Below are 16,122 nucleotides of genomic sequence, written 5' to 3' on the forward strand. Positions count from 1 at the left end.
CCAGCTTCCGGCTTTATTCGCCGGCGCTGACAGTAAGTGTATAATGCGCACCGAGCCCGCGGCGCGGCGAACCGAGAATGAGCGTCGGGCGAATCAACCACTCAGTATCTGCCTTTGGTGTCAGCGTCGCCACCTTGCCCTGGGAATCGCTGAAGAAAATCGCATCTTCATCCGGGGTCGAAAAATCGAAGATCGCCATCAACACGAATTCGCTCGAGGCGGCGAGCTCGACCTTCACCGTCTGCCCTGCCTTCACCTTCAGACGATAAACATCGCCGCGCCCGCGACGCGTCCAGCCCTCGAGCTTCAGCGGGCCGGCCGGTGGCAACGCCACCTCCTTAAGCCTTTCGCCGTCATCCAGCCAGATACCGTCAACGTTGCGGCCTTCCGCAAAGGAGGGGTGCGGCACGGCGGCCATGGCCATGGCAAGCGCCAGGAGAAGGGGGGTTACCTTCATGGACGTACAAACTCCCGCCGCATGACCTCTATCGGCTGGCGGCAATGACAGCCTTCGATATGGTCGTTGACCATACCCATGGCCTGCATGAATGCATAGACGGTCGTCGGGCCGACGAAGGTCCAGCCCCGCTTCTTCAGATCCTTGGAAAGGCGGATGGAGGCGGCGCTGGTCGGGTTGGCCCTTAAAGTCGCATAGTCCAGCCTTTGCGGCCTTTCTGCGGCAGCCGGTTCGAAACCCCAGAAATATCGGGCGAGCGACCCGAACTCGTCCCGCAGAGCCACGGCGCGGCGGGCGTTGTTGATGGTGGAAACAATCTTGCCGCGATGGCGGATAATGCCCTTGTCGGCAAGGCAGCGCTCGATATCGGCCTCGCCGAACTCGGCCACTTTTTCGAACTCGAAATTGGCGAATGCAAGACGGAAAGCCTCCCGCTTGCGCAGCACCGTCAGCCAGGAGAGGCCGGACTGAAAGCCCTCCAGGCAAATTTTCTCAAACAGGCGGCGATCATCGGTGACGGGATAACCCCATTCCTCGTCGTGATATCGGCTGTAATCCGCAAGCCCCTGCTGCCAGAAGCACCGAACAAGGCCATCCGCGCCCGTTTCAAGTCCCGCCTCGATCATTTCCGCGACCACCTTTTCCACTCCACCTGCGACCACTTAAAGACTGCACTTACCACTCATTCACCACGTTTCAAAACGGGGTGCTAACCCTAAAATCAGCTTTCCTTAATCAAGCGCTTTTTAATGAACAGCCATTTACGATTCGCTGGCGTCAAGGTGCGAACGTGTCGGGCAAAGCGGGAGAATGATCCCGCAAATCCATAGTTGCGACGTCCCGCAGAGAGAGTCCACCCGATGACGATGAAGTCCGTTTTCCTGGCGCTGAGCCTTGTTTCCACCCTCGCCGTCCCTGCCGCCATGGCCAATGAACGTTATCGCGAGCGTCCGCCCGTCGTCGTCAGCCCGGATCTTTCTGCGCCATGGGTAACCCAGCTCGGCGGCCGCGGCAACGTGCGCCCCGTTGTCTATCCGCGCTCACCTGCCGCACGCCAGCCGTTTTTCCAGCAGCGCCAGGCCGCGATGCCGCAGCGACCCAGCTCCGGCGTCACATCGCAGCGCCCGGCACGGGTGCAGAATGCCGCCGTACGCCCCAATGCGCCGGTGCGTACCCAGATCGCGCCGCAATTCCTGCCGCAGATCGTCACCTATCCGACCAATGAAAAACCCGGCACTATCGTCATCGATACGCCGAACCGTTTCCTCTATCTCGTGCTTGCTGATGGCAAGGCCCGGCGTTATGGCGTCGGCGTCGGCAAGCCCGGTTTCGAATGGGCTGGAACTCACAAGGTGACCCGTAAGGCGGAATGGCCGAGCTGGACCCCGCCGAAGGAAATGATCACCCGAGAGGCGGCAAAAGGACATTACCTGCCGGCCTTCATGGAAGGCGGCCCCGCCAACCCGATGGGCGCGCGCGCCATGTATCTCGGCTCGACGCTTTACCGGATCCACGGCACCAACCAGCCCTGGACGATCGGCAGCAACAATTCCTCCGGCTGCATCCGCATGCGCAACGAGGATGTCACCGATCTCTATGAGCGCGTCAACGTCGGAACCAAGGTCATTGTGATATGACGGCAACGGTTCAGCCTTTCCGGCCGCTTCGGAACGGGCGTATTGGCTTATCCGCTTGAATTACCGCCCTGCGGCGGTACAATCCGGCTCACTTCAGCGGAATGAGACTTGGCGGGGGACGCCAGGCGCCGAACCTCTCTCAGGGGGATGACGGAACGGCCTTAAAGCGGGTGGTCAATCGACCGCCCGTTTTTCGTTTCTGTCATTCAAATGTTATCAAAAAACGGTTTGGTGAATTACTGATATCAATCTGGATTCACTTCATGCCGCGCCATACTTCATTTGTTTGCGCCCTGCTCTTCAGCGGCGTTACCTTCTCTGCCGCAATCGCCGGCGAATTTGAAATTTCCGGTTACGGCGGCTGGCAAAGCGCACCGCACAGCGATGTGAAAGTTTCCGACGGTCCGGATTTCCGGGCCGGATGGGAAGGCAAGTCCTTTTCCAGCCCGCCCTACTGGGGCGTGCGCGGCACCTACTGGTTCGATGAGGGTCAGCTCCGGAATTTCGGTATCTCGCTCGATTTCACCCATGACAAGGTCTATGCCGATGACCAGACGCTTGCCCGCTCAGGCTGGTCGCATTTCGAATTCACCGACGGCCTGAACCTACTGACGCTGAACGCGCTCTACCGCTTTCCGCTGGAATCCCTGCCGGTCACCCCGTACGTCGGCGCCGGCGTCGGCATCAACGTGCCGCATGTGGAAGTGTACCGCCCCTCGGGCAAGACTTTCGAATACCAGTTCGGCGGCGCAACGCTGCAGGCGCAGGCCGGCCTCAGCTACCGCATCACCGACAGCTGGTCGACCTTCGTGGAATATAAGGGCACCTATTCCTTCGTCGATGTCGATATTGACAACGGCGGCTCGTTGAAGACCGACATCATCACCAATGCGGTGAATTTCGGTGTGGCGTATAAGTTTTAGTGGTGGCTGGGGAAGCGGGGCGCATCTTGGCAGCCGCTGGGCATCCCCTCACCCTCATTCCCTGTGCTTGTCACAGGAATCTGGGCGATGCGCGTCTGCGTGACGGAAAGAATCTTCTCGGCCCAAGGACTGGCTGGATCCCCGTGACGAGCACAGGGATGAGGAAACGAGAGCGACGACGCTCAGGCGAATCTTTTCTCATGCACGGCGGGCTTCACTGATGCGCGGCGTTCTACACCGAGAGTCTAGCCGGCTTCGGCCCGCCATAAGCCCAGTCCAAAAGCTCGACAGTGTGCAGGATCGGCATGTCCGTGCCGGTTCCGATCTGCGTGATGCAGCCGATATTTCCTGTCGCGATGACATCTGCCCGCGTGGCCTCGATGTTCTTCACCTTGCGCGCCTTGAGCTTGCCGGAAATTTCCGGTTGCAGGATGTTGTAGGTTCCGGCCGAGCCGCAGCAGAGATGCCCTTCCGCCGGATCACGCACAGCAAAACCCGCCGCCTTCAGCAGTTGTTTCGGCGCAAGCGTGATCTTCTGACCGTGCTGCATGGAGCAGGCGGAGTGATAGGCGACCGTCAGCCCCTGGCTTTGCTGTTGCGGCAGATCGAGCGTGGCGAGGTATTCGGTGATGTCCTTTGCCAGAGCCGAGACCCGCGCGGCTTTTTCGGCATAGGCCGGATCAAGCCTAAGCATATGGCCGTAATCCTTGATGGTGGTGCCGCAGCCCGACGCTGTGATGATGATGGCGTCGAGACCGCCATTCTCCATCTCGCGCGTCCAGACATCGACATTCCGCCGAGCAGAAGCCAGCGCCTCTTCCTCCCGCCCCATATGATGCACCAGCGAACCGCAGCAGCCCTCCCCTTTCGGCACAGCGACCTCGATACCGAGCCGCGTAAGCAGCCGCAGCGTCGCCTCATTGATACCGGGATCAAGCACCGGCTGGGCGCAGCCGGTGAGAATGGCGACGCGCCCGCGCCTTTCACCTTCGGCCGGTCGCGCGCCCGGGCGGCTTGACGCCGACGCTGGAGGGACCGCGGCCGGTGCGAGAGCAAGCATGGACTGCAGCGGTTTCAGCGCAGGAGCCTTTGCAAAAAGACCGGCGAAAGGCCGTGCCAGACGGGCCAGATGCAGGGCCAGCCGGAAACGGGCAGGATGGGGTAATATGCCGACCAGAAGATTGCGGATCAGCCGATCCATGAAGGGGCGCTTGTACGTCTGCTCGATATGGGCGCGGGCATGATCGACCAGATGCATGTAATCCACGCCGGAGGGACAGGTGGTGGTGCAGGCAAGACAGGAAAGACAGCGGTCGATATGGGTGACCACCTCGCGGTCGGCCGGACGGCTGTTTTCCAGCATGTCCTTGATGAGGTAGATGCGGCCGCGCGGGCTGTCCAGCTCGTTGCCAAGCGTGACATAGGTGGGACAGGTGGCCGTGCAGAAACCGCAATGCACACATTTGCGCAGGATTTTTTCGGATTCCGCCACATGCGGATCGGCCAGCTGCTCAGGCGTGAAGGATGTTTGCATGGTTCAGACGGCCCTTTCCATCGTTACGGCCATCTTGCCGGGATTGAAGATGCCCACGGGATCGAGCTTCTCCCTGATACGCGCGGAAAGCAGCGCTTCCGCCGCCGGGCGCGGTTCGAAGGCCGCGACTTTGGCGCGCACAGCATCGCTCGCCCTCATCAGCGTGGCATGGCCACCGCCGAGCGCACGGATTGCGCCGCGCAGCAGATCGGCTTCGGGGTCCGCCTCCATCTGCATCCAGACCAGGCCGCCCTGCCAGTCATAGAAGGCGTCGATGCCTGCCTCCATGCGCAGCGCCGCAACAAGCTGGTGGCCCATCGAAGGCGCTACCGAGACTTTCCAGAGCGGCTTGGCGGATTGGCCGACATAGGGCGCGACATCCCGGACCTGCCGCCACAAAAGACTGCTTTCCTCGCCCTCCAGCAGCGCCCAGGGTCCGACGCGATCCATGACCGACAGGAGTTTAGCCGTGCGGGCCTCCACCGAGGCCGCAAGGCCTTCCAGACGCAGAATGGTGGCCGGTCCTTCCGGCAAGCCGCCATCGATAAAGCTGGAACGCACGCTTTCAGGCAGATGCGCCGCGCCGGAGACCTCGACGCTCATCGCCATCGCCGCCGCCATGATGCGTGTCGCCGCCTCGTCATCAAGGCCGGACACGACAACGGTTTTTTCGACGGGCGGTTTCGGCAGCACGCGGAATGTGACTTCGGTGAGGAACCCAAGCGTGCCGAAAGAACCAGCGAGAAACTTCGACAGATCGAGACCGGTGACATTCTTCATCACCCGGCCGCCGGCTTTGATGATCTCGCCACTGCCATTAACGAAACGGATGCCCAGCAGGCTGTCGCGCGCCGCACCCGCCACGTAGCGGCGCGGACCGGAAACATTGGCGGCAAAGACGCCGCCAATGGTCGGTTCGCCATGGGTGCCCATGATGGGGCGATGGTCCATCGGTTCGAAGGCCATCATCTGGCGATTTTCTGCCAGCGCCGCTTCGACAGTTGCGAGCGGCGTGCCAGCCTTGGCAGTCATGACCATTTCGGCGGGGACGTAGGAAACGATACCGTTCATCGCACGGGAGGTTAGCAGGGTCTCCGCCGTCACCGCATTGCCGAAACCGGAGCGAGTGTTGCCGCCGAAGATTTTCAGCGGGGTTTTGCGCGTGGCATGATCGCGGATGATGTCGGCGACCTGGGTTTCTGCGTAGGGCGTCAGCATGCGATTGTTGCCTTCGAGCAAGTGATACCCCCCTCTGCCCTGCCGGGCATCTCCCCCTCAAGGGGGGAGATCGATATGCCGCACCCACCCGTTCCATGGGCAGGGTGTTCTCCCCTTGCCGATCTCCGCGCTTGAGGGGGAGATGCCCGGCAGGACAGAGGGGGGTAAGCCACACCCTGCAACATCATAAATCCAGCGCCCATCAACCCCTCCCCTCCAGCGGAAACACCTTGGAAGGGTTCATCAACCAGCCCTCGTCAAAGGCTGCCCGCACCGCCATCTGCTGGGCGAGATCGGCCTCGCCATATTGGTGCCGCATCAGGTCACGCTTTTCGATGCCCACACCATGTTCACCGGTCAAACAGCCGCCGGCATCCACGCAGAGCTTCAAAATTTCGTTGCCCGCTTCTTCCGCACGGGCCGCATCGTCAGGGTCATTGGCGTTGAACAGGATCAGCGGGTGCATGTTACCATCCCCCGCATGGAAGACATTGGCGACGCGCAGGCCGAGGCGATCGGTGATTTCGCTCGTCTTTTTCAGCACATGGGAAAGCTGGGAGAGCGGCACCGTGCCGTCCATGCAGATATAATCCGCAATGCGGCCAGTGGCACCGAAGGCGGATTTGCGGCCTTTCCAGATCGCCGCCGCCTCCATGGCCGACTGACATTCCTTCACCGTCTTCACGCCATGTCGTCGGGCAATGGCCACGATATCGGCCAGCATGGCGTCCATGTCCGCCTCGGAGCCTTCGACCTCCACGATCAGAAGCGCACCGACGTCAAGCGGATATCCCGCTTTGGCGAAGGCCTCGCAGATTTCGATTGCCGGTTTGTCCATGAACTCGATGGCAACAGGGATGATGCCCGCGCCAATGATATCCGCGACGCAGGAGCCCGCTTCTTCGGAGGTTTCGAAACCGAACAGCACCGGGCGCGCGCCCTCCGGCTTGGCGATGAGGCGCACCGTTGCCTCCGTCACGATACCGAGCTGGCCCTCCGAGCCGCAGACAAGCGCGAGCAGGTCGTAACCTGCAGCATCCAGATGCTTGCCGCCCAGCTCCAGCACCGTGCCATCGACCAGCACCATCTTTACGCCAAGCAGGTTATTGGTGGTGACGCCATATTTCAGACAGTGCGCGCCGCCGGAATTCATACCGATATTGCCGCCGATGGTGCAGGCAAGCTGCGAGCTGGGGTCGGGTGCATAAAAGAAACCCTCCGCGCCTGCGGCATCGGAGATGGAGAGATTGGTTACGCCCGCCTGCACCCGCGCCGTGCGATTGTAAAAATCAAGCTCAAGGATCGCACTCATCTTCGACAAGCCGATTACCACGGCGTCTTCCTGCGGGATGGCGCCGCCGGAAAGCGAGGTGCCGGCACCGCGCGGCACGACCGGAATGCCGGAGCGATGGCAATATGTCATGACAGCCGCCACCTCCTCCGTCGTTCTCGGCAAAGCGACGGCGAGCGGCAGACGGCGATAGGAAACGAAAGCATCGGTCTCGAAAGGCACGAGTTCGCGGGGCTCGTGCACAAGACAGTCATCAGGCAGGACGGTCTTGAGGTCGGCGATAATTCGTTCGCGATCCGCCAAGACCTGAGCGCGCGGCTCCAGAAACTTTATAGGCTGCGTCACCGCCGCTCCTCCGTGCCGATAACTGGTATTGTTTCTTTACCACTTTGAAGCTGCGCAATCAAATGTTATGGATTTTTTCCATTCTGGAAACAATCGAGGGCAACTATGACAAATCTGGGTGATCTCGAAGTCTTTGCCAGCGTTGCCGCCTCCGGCAGCATGTCGCTTGCTGCCAAGGAGCTTGGTTATTCGCCCGCCGTCATTTCCAAGCGCATCAAGCGATTGGAAGAAAAGCTCGGTGCCCGGCTGTTCCAGCGCACCACGCGACAAATCTCTTTGACCGAATCGGGGCAAGGCTTTTACGAACGGGTGCTGGCTGTTCTCGAAGGGCTGGAAGAGGCGGAGGATTTCGTCTCCGGCCGGGCCAATACCGTCAACGGCACGCTGAAGGTTTCCGCACCCACCTCTTTCGGGCGCATGCATATCGCGCCACATCTGAAGACATTCATGGAGCGGCATCCGGACCTGTCGGTCAATCTGGTGCTGAGCGATGAGTTCATCGATATTATCGAGGGCGGTTACGATCTGGCGATCCGTATCGCCGATCTCAACTCCTCCAGCCTCGTGGCCCGCAGGCTGGCACCGGTGCGGCGCGTGCTTTGCGCCTCGGCGGAGTATGTAAAGGCGTACGGCATGCCGGCCACGATCGAAGACATCAGGAAGCATCGCTGCCTGCCCGCGCATAATAACGACATCTGGCGACTGGAAGGACCCGGCGGCGCGCTCAGCCTTCGCCCGGAGGGGATGCTCATCACCAACTCAAGCGAGGTGATCCGCGAGGCCGTCATATCGGGCCTCGGCATTGCGCTGCGCTCCACATGGGATATCGGCCACGAATTGCGCAGCGGGAAGCTGGTGCAGGTCCTGCCTGACTATGAAGGGTCGCGCAACGTGACGCTGTCTGCGGTCTACCCAAGCCGGCAGTTTCTGCCGGCAAAGGTGCGGCTGTTCATCGATTATCTCGCTGCACTCTACGGTCCTTCACCCTATTGGGAGCAGGGCTGACACTCAGTGCCCGCCCTCCGCATGGGAGCGGCGGATGCGGCGCACCACCCACCAGACGCCAAGCACGGCGAATGGCACAGAAACGCCGGTGACCACGGCCGGGTCGACCGGCAGCACATCATGGCTGATTGCCTTGGTGAGATAACCGATAAGCCCGACGACATAATAGGAGATGGCGGCGACAGACAGGCCTTCCACCGTCTGCTGCAGGCGAAGCTGCATGGCGGCGCGCTTGTTCATGGTATTGAGCAGCACGGTGTTCTGCCGTTCCAGCTCCACATCGATCCAGCTTCGAACCAGAGCCGTGGCGCGATAGAGCTTGCGCGACAGGTTGGCCTGCCGCTCTTCCACCGACTGGCAGGTGCGCATGGCGGGCGCCATACGCCGTTCCAGAAAGCTGCCCATCGTCTCATGGCCCTGAACAGGCGTTTCCGCGAGCGCCCGGATGCGTTCGCGCACGATGCCGTCATAGGCGCGGCTGGCGCCGAAACGATAGAGGCTGAGGGCGGCATTGGCTTCGAGTTCCGCAGCAAGCCGGGTCATTTCGGCCAGCAGCGCATCCGCCTCGTCACGCGCGCCGTTTTTCATGCGCTGGGTGATGCCCGTCAAGCCATCCTCGATGCGCCGGATTTCCGGCGAGAGCGTCTGCGCCATCGGCAGGCCGAGCATGGCAAGCGTGCGATAGGTTTCAATATCCAGCAGCCGCTGCACCAGCGCGCCGCGGCTGTAATCACTAAGGCCCCGGTCGATCACCAATATCTGCGTCAGCCCGTCGCGATCCTGCCTGAAATCGGTGAGGATGGCCGCCTGACCGTCGCGCACGTCGCTATGACAGAGGCTGGTCGGCTCGAAGATTGTTTCCGCCTGCGAGGTAAAACCACTCTCCGGGCGAATTTCCAGCCGCACGCCCGAGATCAGCGAGCCGGGCGGCGAAAAGCCGTCACCGAAGGGATCGCCGGCAATCTCCCCGCCAAATTTTTCCGGCGCAGGGCCGTCCCAGAACCAGGTCGAGAATTCGGTATGCCGCTCCCAGCGCAATGTCCCCTGCCCCCACGGCATGGCGTGGTGACGCGCATCGCGTTCCGGCGGCGCAACACCGCGGCTGCGCGACATTTCCGCAATGACGGAATGGTGCACGGCCGAGCCGCCATCCATCATGAAGGCAAGCTGGATGATGATGCGCGACGGGGCGAGCAGCACCGTCGGCCGCGCATGCACCTCGCCCAATGCCAGCGACCGTTCCGGCGCGCTTGCGAATGCAAATCTACCCTTTGCCATTGCGATATCGTCCCCGCTTTTATGGCTGATGTCTAAGGCATCGTTTGTGATGACAACACCACGATCGACGCCGATGTCACTGTTTTGATCCACCTGACAGAAAAATCCGCTGTAGTGCCCCTGTCGGGACCGCTTTAACAAAAGCCAATTCAAAAAGGCAGATGCCGTGTTGCCGCAGGCATTGATACAGCGAGCGAGAGAACTGGACAGAATATTTGACCAGTGCGAGACTTGCCTGATACTTTATACGATATCAAACACGGGCGGATTTCGCCGGGGACTTCTGCGATGGACGAAACGCTTTTTGCGCGCATCGAGCACAGCCGCACATCGCAGGAGGTGATCTTACGTTTCGAAGAACTAATCCTCGACGGCATATTGCGCGATGGCGACCGGCTGCCCGGCGAGCGGGAACTGGCGCAGAAACTCGACGTCTCGCGGCCTATCCTGCGCGAAGCGCTGAAAGAACTCGAAACCCGCGGACTTCTCGTGAGCCGGCATGGCGGCGGCACTTATGTCGCCGATATTGTCGGGGCGGTCTTTTCCGATCCCTTGAGCGCGCTGATCACCCGCCACAGCCGGGCGACGCGGGATTTTCTCGAATATCGCCGTTATATTGAAGGCATGACCGCCGAACTTGCCGCGCAGCGGGCGACAGAACCGGACAGGCGCAACCTTGCCGCCATTGTCGAGCGGATGCGCGATGCGCACGAGGCAGGCCGCTTCGAAGAGGAACTGGCGGGGGATGTGGAGTTTCACAACGCCATCGGCGAAGCGGCGCACAACATCGTCCTTATGCACACGCTTCGCTCCTGCTACCGGCTGTTGAGCGACGACATCTTTTATAATCGCCACATCATCTTCAGTATCGCAGGCGCCCATGACGAGGTGCTGAGACAGCATGTCGCCATTCACGACGCCATCGTCGCCGGCGATCCGGCATCGGCACGGGCGGCGGCAGAGGCCCACATCGACTTCATCGTTGAGACGACATCCAGGGCGCATCAGGCGCGGGAATGGGACCGGATTTCCCGTTTGCGGCAGCAGCAGCGGGGTAGTTAAAAACGCCCTCAGGCGAAATACGCAATCCATTTTATTCAGGTTTTGATGGAACCTTTTGTGCTCTTTGGTCTTTTTATCGGGTTAATTGGAAAAATTTACCAAGATGGGACCCATGACAACCACGAGCGAAACTGAACGCTATCCGCGGATAGCTCTCATATCGACGCATGGCTATGTCGCCGCGCATCCGCCACTGGGCGCGGCTGATACCGGGGGGCAGGTGGTTTATGTGCTTGAGCTTGCACGCAAACTCGGCCAACTCGGTTATACCGTCGATCTTTATACGCGCCGCTTCGAAGACCAGCCGGAATTCGACGAGGTCGATGAGCGCGTCCGCGTGGTGCGCATTCCCTGCGGCGGGCGTGACTTCATTCCCAAGGAATATCTGCACCGCCACCTGATGGAATGGTGCGAAAACGCCCTGCGTTTCATCAAGAAAAACGATCTCAACTACTCCTTCATCAACAGCCATTACTGGGACGCAGGCGTCGCCGGTCAGCGGCTTTCCGAGGCGCTGAAAATCCCGCATCTGCATACGCCGCATTCGCTGGGCATCTGGAAAAAACGCCAGATGGAAACCGACTATCCGGAAAAGGCCGATACGTTCGAACTGGAATTCAATTTCAAGGAACGCATCCAGCACGAACTCATCATCTACCGCAGCTGCGACATGGTGATCGCCACCACGCCGGTGCAGCTCGACGTCCTCATTGAAGACTACGGGCAAAAGCGCAAGCACATCCACATGATTCCGCCGGGTTATGACGACAACCGCTTTTTCCCGGTATCGGATGCGACACGGCAGATGATACGCCAGCGTTTCGGATTTGAAGGCAAGGTGGTGCTGGCGCTCGGGCGACTTGCTACCAACAAGGGCTATGACCTGCTGATCGACGGCTTTTCGGTTCTTGCCGAGCGCGAGCCGGAGGCCCGCCTGCATCTTGCCGTGGGCGGCGAGAACATGGACGAGCAGGAAACCACCATCCTCAACCAGCTCAAGGAGCGGGTGAAATCGCTCGGACTGGAGGACAAGGTGGTATTCTCCGGCTATGTCGCGGATGAAGACCTGCCCGACATCTATCGCGCGGCCGATCTCTTCGTGCTGTCCAGCCGCTACGAGCCCTTCGGCATGACGGCCATCGAGGCGATGGCAAGCGGCACACCGACCGTTGTTACCATTCACGGCGGATTGTTCCGAGCCGTCAGCTATGGTCGCCATGCGTTATTCGCCGATCCTTTCGACAAGGAGGATCTTGGCATCACCATGATGAAGCCGTTCAAGCACGAGCGACTCTATGGACGCCTCTCCCGCATGGGCGCGCATAAGGCGCGCAGCCTCTTCACATGGACCGGGATTGCTCAGCAGCTTCTGGCCGTGGTGGAAGGCAGGACCATGATGCCGGTCCTCGAGGAAGCCGACTGGGCCGAACCATGGAATGACGGCGATTGAGACCGCTTCGCCTTTTTTCAACGGATCTCGACGGCACCGTCGTGGGCGATAATGACGCCACGCGGCGGTTCCGGGATTTCTGGCAATCATTGCCGGACGATCGCCGTCCGGTTCTGGTGTTCAACAGCGGCAGGCTGGTGGATGACCAGCTTGCCCTTCTGGAAGAAGTGCCGCTGCCCCGACCTGATTACATCATCGGCGGGGTCGGCACCATGCTGCATGCCAAGGAGCGCAGCGACCTGGAGAGCGCCTACACACATTCCCTCGGCACCGGATTCGACCCAAAAAAAATTGCCGATGTAATGAGCGCTGTTCCGGGCGTGACGATGCAGGAGGAGCGTTACCAGCATGGCCTCAAGTCCAGCTGGTTCCTGCATGATGCAGATGAAGCGGCACTGGCCGATATCGAGGCTGCGCTGATTGGGGCTGATATCGAAGCCCGGATCGTATATTCTAGCGGGCGCGATCTGGATATATTACCGAAGGCCGCCGACAAGGGCGCGGCGCTCGCATGGTTATGTGGACAATTGCGTATCGGCCTCGACGAATCAGTGGTCGCAGGCGATACTGGCAATGATCGGGCGATGTTCGAGTTAACGGACATTCGTGGCGTCATTGTCGGTAATGCCCTGCCGGAGCTTGTATCGCTGGCTGATCTCGACAGCCGTTATTTCCGCTCGGGCGCGTCCGAAGCGGACGGCGTGCTTGAAGGCCTGCGCCATTGGGGACTGCGCCCCGCCTGAAGCGTTCCGTTATCGATGCTTTGGTTGCGAACGGTGTGAAAAGGACGCATCCGTGAGACCGCAATCGGGCTGTTCGGCCGGGGAACCACCCGGTCGAAACTTTGTTCGCAAATCTGCCGCATCATCTTTTCCGCAGGCTTCATCAGCGTGAAGACAGTAGTGGGTTATGGAGGTTGGGGGATTGGCGGAATTTACGGGATATCTATATTAGCAATTATCATAGGCAGGCAAAGAAGGACCTATTCGGATTGAAGATTTTGAATCGATTGGCGACAGATGTTGGCTTGATGTTGCGCAGACCGCCGCGGCAGCAATATGCGGCGCTGTGCTATCGGTTCTCCAAGAAAAATCCGGGGCCTGAAGTGCTGCTGCTGACAAGCAGGGACACGGGACGATGGGTCATTCCCAAAGGCTGGCCCATGGCGCATAAAAAGGCCCATGCGGTAGCCGAGCAGGAAGCCTATGAGGAAGCAGGCGTCAAGGGCACGGTGGAGAAGGCCCCCTTCGGTTACTACGAATACGAGAAAAAACTGAACAGCGGCATCAATGTGCCATGCAGGGTTCAGGTGCATCTGCTCGAAGTTTCCGAAATGCAGGATAGCTTTCCTGAAAAGGAATCCAGGCGACTGGAATGGGTCAGCCCCCAGGAGGCGACCAGACGGGTCAACGAGCCGGAACTGAAAGCGCTGATGCTCGCTTTCGACAAACGGATGACGCATTCAAAATAGTGCGGCCGCCCCAGGTGTGGCAATTTGCAGTTTGTTTTTCCAACACGGCTTTTATCGTCTTTCCTTTTGGAAAGATGTACGAGATGTAACAGTCTTTCTGTAAATTGCCTTCAACCTGCGACACTGCCGGACGAAAGGGAATGCTGGCAAACGAGGTCTGAATGGCATTGAAGCCGCCATCAAACATGAAGCCGACGCTCGACAAGGATCTCGACAAGATTACCCGTGTCGAAGAAGCGACGCTGCATGTCACACAGCAGCTTGCGGGCCTTGGCGCCGGCTTCATGTTCGTCGTTCTGGCGGCGGTCTTCGCCGGTGCTTTTGTCGTGGGCACTTCGGGCGCCGTCATCATCATCGCCGCCGTCGCCATCGGCGCCTATATGGCAATCAATATCGGCGCCAATGACGTGACGAACAATGTCGGCCCCGCGGTCGGTGCCAAGGCGATGCCGCTTGCCGTTGCGCTCATCATCGCCGCGATCTGCGAGATTGCGGGGGCGCTGATCACCGGCGGCAATGTCGTCGAAACCATTTCCAGCGGCATCATCAACATCGAGACCATTCCCGACAGAACCGTTTTCTCCTGGGCAATGCTGTCTGCGCTTCTCGCCGCCGGCCTTCTCGTCAATATCTCGACCTGGACCAGAGCACCGATTTCAACCACTCATACGGTCGTGGGCGGAGTCGCGGGCGCGGGCATGGCCGCCTACGGAGCAAAAGCGGTGGACTGGCTGTCGCTCGGCAGCATCGCCTTCGCATGGGTCCTCGCGCCTTTCATCAGCGCCGCCATAGCCATCATCATCCTTGCTTTCATCAAGGAATTCATCATTTACCGCGAGGACAAGATTGGCGCGGCGCAGCGGTGGGTGCCGGTCCTCATCGGTTTGATGGCGGGTGTTTTCACGGCTTATCTCATCTGGGTCGGGTTGCGGCAGCTCATGCATGTGTCGCTTGGCCACGCCAGCCTGATTGGGCTGGTGACCGGGCTTGTCGTCTGGCGGCTTGGCGTGCCGATCATCCGCAAGCAGTCGGAAGGACTGGAAAACCGCAACCAGTCGCTTCGCATCCTGTTCCAGTGGCCGCTCGTTCTCGCCGCCGGCCTGATGTCCTTCGCGCATGGGGCTAATGACGTTTCGAACGCCATTGGCCCAGTCGTGGCCATCGTGCGGGCCCTGCATGACGAGGCGGTGAGCACCTCTGCACGTGCGCCGCTGTGGGTGATGCTGGTCGGCGCCTTCGGGCTCTCCTGCGGTATCCTTCTTTATGGCCCACGCCTCATCCGCCTCGTCGGTGAGCAGATCACCAAGCTCAACCCGATGCGTGCCTTCTGCGTTTCGGTGGCAACTGCGCTCACCGTTCTCGTCGCCTCGCGTTTTGGTCTGCCGGTCAGCACAACCCATACGGCGATCGGCGCGGTGTTCGGCGTCGGCTTTTTCCGCGAATGGTACACGCAATCGTCCCGCAGGCGACAGGATCTGGTCCAGGTTGGTGACGGCCGACCCCGCCGGTCTGACAAATATGCCGACAATCCTTCGGAGATACGCCGCCGATATCTTGTCCGCCGCTCCCACTTCATGACGATCATCGCCGCGTGGCTGGTCACCGTTCCCTCCAGTGCAGCGCTCGCGGCGCTGCTCTACTGGTTCATGTCCTTCCTCTTTCTCTAAAGCCGAAAAATCCCATGCGCGCCAATTTCCGGATGCAACGCCTGTATATCGAAGCCAGCCTTGCCGAAGGCGTCGCGCTGGAGGCGACCGCCGAACAGTTCAACTATCTCGCCAATGTGCTGCGGATGACCGATGGTGCGGAAATCCTGCTGTTCAACGGTCACGATGGCGAGTGGAAAGCGCAACTCGCCTTTCCGAGCCGCAAGAAGATCGTGCTCATCCCGCTCGAACAGACGCGGCCTCAGCCAAACCCCGCGGACCTGCATTATCTTTTCGCGCCGCTGAAAGTCGGGCGCATGGATTACCTGGTGCAGAAGGCGGTGGAGATGGGGGCCGGCCTGTTGCAGCCGGTGATGACACAGCATGTCCAAGGCAAGATCCACAACACCGAAAAATTGCGCGCCAACGCCATCGAGGCCGCCGAGCAGTGCGGCATACTGTCCCTGCCCGAGGTGGCCGAGCCGGTGAAACTGAAGGACATGCTGGACACCTGGCCCCACGACCGGCGCATCATCTATTGCGACGAAGGCGACACGGGGCAAAATCCGCTGCCGATCCTGCAGGCAGTGAAGGAACGCAAAATCGCATTGCTGGTGGGTCCGGAAGGTGGATTTTCGGAGGAAGAAAGGGAGCTTCTGCGCAGCCTCGACTTCGTCACCCCCATTCCGCTCGGGCCGCGCATTCTGAGGGCAGATACGGCTGCGGTTGCCGCACTGGCGGTCATTCAGGCCACGGTCGGCGACTGGAACTGAATGCTCCGTTGCTCTTCATGCATCTTTAAAAG

The 16,122-nt window shown here is 60.3% G+C and carries 15 protein-coding genes; 9 read left to right on the plus strand and 6 right to left on the minus strand.

Annotation, left to right across the window (positions count from 1 at the left end; translation table 11 throughout):
• Positions 1-13 precede the first annotated feature (13 nt).
• Entirely contained in the window at positions 14-457 is a 444-nt protein-coding gene (locus BLU28_RS01785; RefSeq protein ID WP_004440178.1) for a hypothetical protein, read from the minus strand.
• Positions 454-1,083: a DNA-3-methyladenine glycosylase I gene (locus BLU28_RS01790; protein ID WP_004440176.1), complete on the minus strand. Its 630-nt coding sequence runs from the start codon at positions 1,081-1,083 to the stop codon at positions 454-456. The genes BLU28_RS01785 and BLU28_RS01790 overlap by 4 nt, the downstream gene beginning before the upstream one ends.
• Positions 1,084-1,317: 234 nt before the next feature.
• Between BLU28_RS01790 and BLU28_RS01795 the strand changes: the two genes are divergently transcribed.
• On the plus strand, positions 1,318-2,094 hold the full coding sequence (locus BLU28_RS01795) for a L,D-transpeptidase (protein ID WP_035211477.1): 777 nt from the start codon (positions 1,318-1,320) through the stop codon (positions 2,092-2,094).
• A gap of 263 nt (positions 2,095-2,357) precedes the next feature.
• On the plus strand, positions 2,358-3,017 hold the full coding sequence (locus tag BLU28_RS01800; protein ID WP_077986673.1) for an outer membrane beta-barrel protein: 660 nt from the start codon (positions 2,358-2,360) through the stop codon (positions 3,015-3,017).
• A gap of 232 nt (positions 3,018-3,249) precedes the next feature.
• Here BLU28_RS01800 and glcF read toward each other — a convergent pair whose 3' ends face one another.
• The 3 genes from glcF to BLU28_RS01815 form a co-directional block, all read right to left on the minus strand.
• On the minus strand, positions 3,250-4,551 hold the full coding sequence (glcF, locus tag BLU28_RS01805) for a glycolate oxidase subunit GlcF (RefSeq protein WP_077986672.1): 1,302 nt from the start codon (positions 4,549-4,551) through the stop codon (positions 3,250-3,252).
• A gap of 3 nt (positions 4,552-4,554) precedes the next feature.
• Positions 4,555-5,769, minus strand: coding sequence for a glycolate oxidase subunit GlcE (glcE, locus tag BLU28_RS01810; RefSeq protein WP_077986848.1), 1,215 nt, complete (start codon positions 5,767-5,769; stop codon positions 4,555-4,557).
• A gap of 202 nt (positions 5,770-5,971) precedes the next feature.
• The gene (locus tag BLU28_RS01815; RefSeq protein ID WP_077986671.1) at positions 5,972-7,405 is read right to left on the minus strand and encodes an FAD-linked oxidase C-terminal domain-containing protein; all 1,434 of its coding nucleotides are present in this window, start codon (positions 7,403-7,405) and stop codon (positions 5,972-5,974) included.
• Between the two features lie 105 nt (positions 7,406-7,510).
• Here BLU28_RS01815 and BLU28_RS01820 point away from each other — a divergent pair, with 105 nt between their 5' ends.
• Positions 7,511-8,410: a LysR family transcriptional regulator gene (locus BLU28_RS01820; RefSeq protein ID WP_035211467.1), complete on the plus strand. Its 900-nt coding sequence runs from the start codon at positions 7,511-7,513 to the stop codon at positions 8,408-8,410.
• Positions 8,411-8,413: 3 nt separating this feature from the next.
• Here the strand turns inward: BLU28_RS01820 and BLU28_RS01825 are convergent, their stop codons facing one another.
• Complete coding sequence (locus BLU28_RS01825; protein ID WP_077986847.1) at positions 8,414-9,688, minus strand: DUF3422 family protein; 1,275 nt, start codon at positions 9,686-9,688, stop codon at positions 8,414-8,416.
• Between the two features lie 288 nt (positions 9,689-9,976).
• On the opposite strand from BLU28_RS01825, the gene BLU28_RS01830 reads away from it, so the two are divergent.
• From BLU28_RS01830 to BLU28_RS01855, 6 genes are all read left to right on the plus strand, one after another.
• Positions 9,977-10,750: a FadR/GntR family transcriptional regulator gene (locus BLU28_RS01830; RefSeq protein ID WP_077986670.1), complete on the plus strand. Its 774-nt coding sequence runs from the start codon at positions 9,977-9,979 to the stop codon at positions 10,748-10,750.
• 103 nt (positions 10,751-10,853) lie between these two features.
• Entirely contained in the window at positions 10,854-12,200 is a 1,347-nt protein-coding gene (locus BLU28_RS01835) for a glycosyltransferase family 4 protein (RefSeq protein WP_168247074.1), read from the plus strand.
• Positions 12,197-12,943, plus strand: coding sequence for an HAD-IIB family hydrolase (locus BLU28_RS01840; protein ID WP_077986669.1), 747 nt, complete (start codon positions 12,197-12,199; stop codon positions 12,941-12,943). The genes BLU28_RS01835 and BLU28_RS01840 overlap by 4 nt, the downstream gene beginning before the upstream one ends.
• A gap of 287 nt (positions 12,944-13,230) precedes the next feature.
• Complete coding sequence (locus BLU28_RS01845) at positions 13,231-13,671, plus strand: NUDIX hydrolase (RefSeq protein WP_034495984.1); 441 nt, start codon at positions 13,231-13,233, stop codon at positions 13,669-13,671.
• Positions 13,672-13,832: 161 nt separating this feature from the next.
• Positions 13,833-15,338, plus strand: a complete 1,506-nt coding sequence (locus BLU28_RS01850; RefSeq protein ID WP_006699491.1) for an inorganic phosphate transporter — start codon at positions 13,833-13,835, stop codon at positions 15,336-15,338.
• A gap of 14 nt (positions 15,339-15,352) precedes the next feature.
• Entirely contained in the window at positions 15,353-16,090 is a 738-nt protein-coding gene (locus BLU28_RS01855) for a 16S rRNA (uracil(1498)-N(3))-methyltransferase (RefSeq protein WP_045532672.1), read from the plus strand.
• Positions 16,091-16,122 lie beyond the last annotated feature (32 nt).

This window comes from Agrobacterium pusense (genome assembly GCF_900102105.1).
Classification (GTDB): domain Bacteria; phylum Pseudomonadota; class Alphaproteobacteria; order Rhizobiales; family Rhizobiaceae; genus Agrobacterium; species Agrobacterium pusense.

Bases quoted from the DNA above. Each gene is read 5' to 3' on its own strand.
- BLU28_RS01835 (WP_168247074.1), top strand. From the start codon at position 10,854: ATGGGACCCATGACAACCACGAGCGAAACTGAACGCTATCCGCGGATA.
- BLU28_RS01850 (WP_006699491.1), top strand. From the start codon at position 13,833: ATGGCATTGAAGCCGCCATCAAACATGAAGCCGACGCTCGACAAGGAT.
- BLU28_RS01795 (WP_035211477.1), top strand. From the start codon at position 1,318: ATGACGATGAAGTCCGTTTTCCTGGCGCTGAGCCTTGTTTCCACCCTC.
- glcF (WP_077986672.1), bottom strand. From the start codon at position 4,551: ATGCAAACATCCTTCACGCCTGAGCAGCTGGCCGATCCGCATGTGGCG.
- glcE (WP_077986848.1), bottom strand. From the start codon at position 5,769: ATGCTGACGCCCTACGCAGAAACCCAGGTCGCCGACATCATCCGCGAT.
- BLU28_RS01790 (WP_004440176.1), bottom strand. From the start codon at position 1,083: ATGATCGAGGCGGGACTTGAAACGGGCGCGGATGGCCTTGTTCGGTGC.
- BLU28_RS01800 (WP_077986673.1), top strand. From the start codon at position 2,358: ATGCCGCGCCATACTTCATTTGTTTGCGCCCTGCTCTTCAGCGGCGTT.
- BLU28_RS01855 (WP_045532672.1), top strand. From the start codon at position 15,353: ATGCGCGCCAATTTCCGGATGCAACGCCTGTATATCGAAGCCAGCCTT.
- BLU28_RS01825 (WP_077986847.1), bottom strand. From the start codon at position 9,688: ATGGCAAAGGGTAGATTTGCATTCGCAAGCGCGCCGGAACGGTCGCTG.
- BLU28_RS01845 (WP_034495984.1), top strand. From the start codon at position 13,231: ATGTTGCGCAGACCGCCGCGGCAGCAATATGCGGCGCTGTGCTATCGG.
- BLU28_RS01785 (WP_004440178.1), bottom strand. From the start codon at position 457: ATGAAGGTAACCCCCCTTCTCCTGGCGCTTGCCATGGCCATGGCCGCC.
- BLU28_RS01820 (WP_035211467.1), top strand. From the start codon at position 7,511: ATGACAAATCTGGGTGATCTCGAAGTCTTTGCCAGCGTTGCCGCCTCC.
- BLU28_RS01830 (WP_077986670.1), top strand. From the start codon at position 9,977: ATGGACGAAACGCTTTTTGCGCGCATCGAGCACAGCCGCACATCGCAG.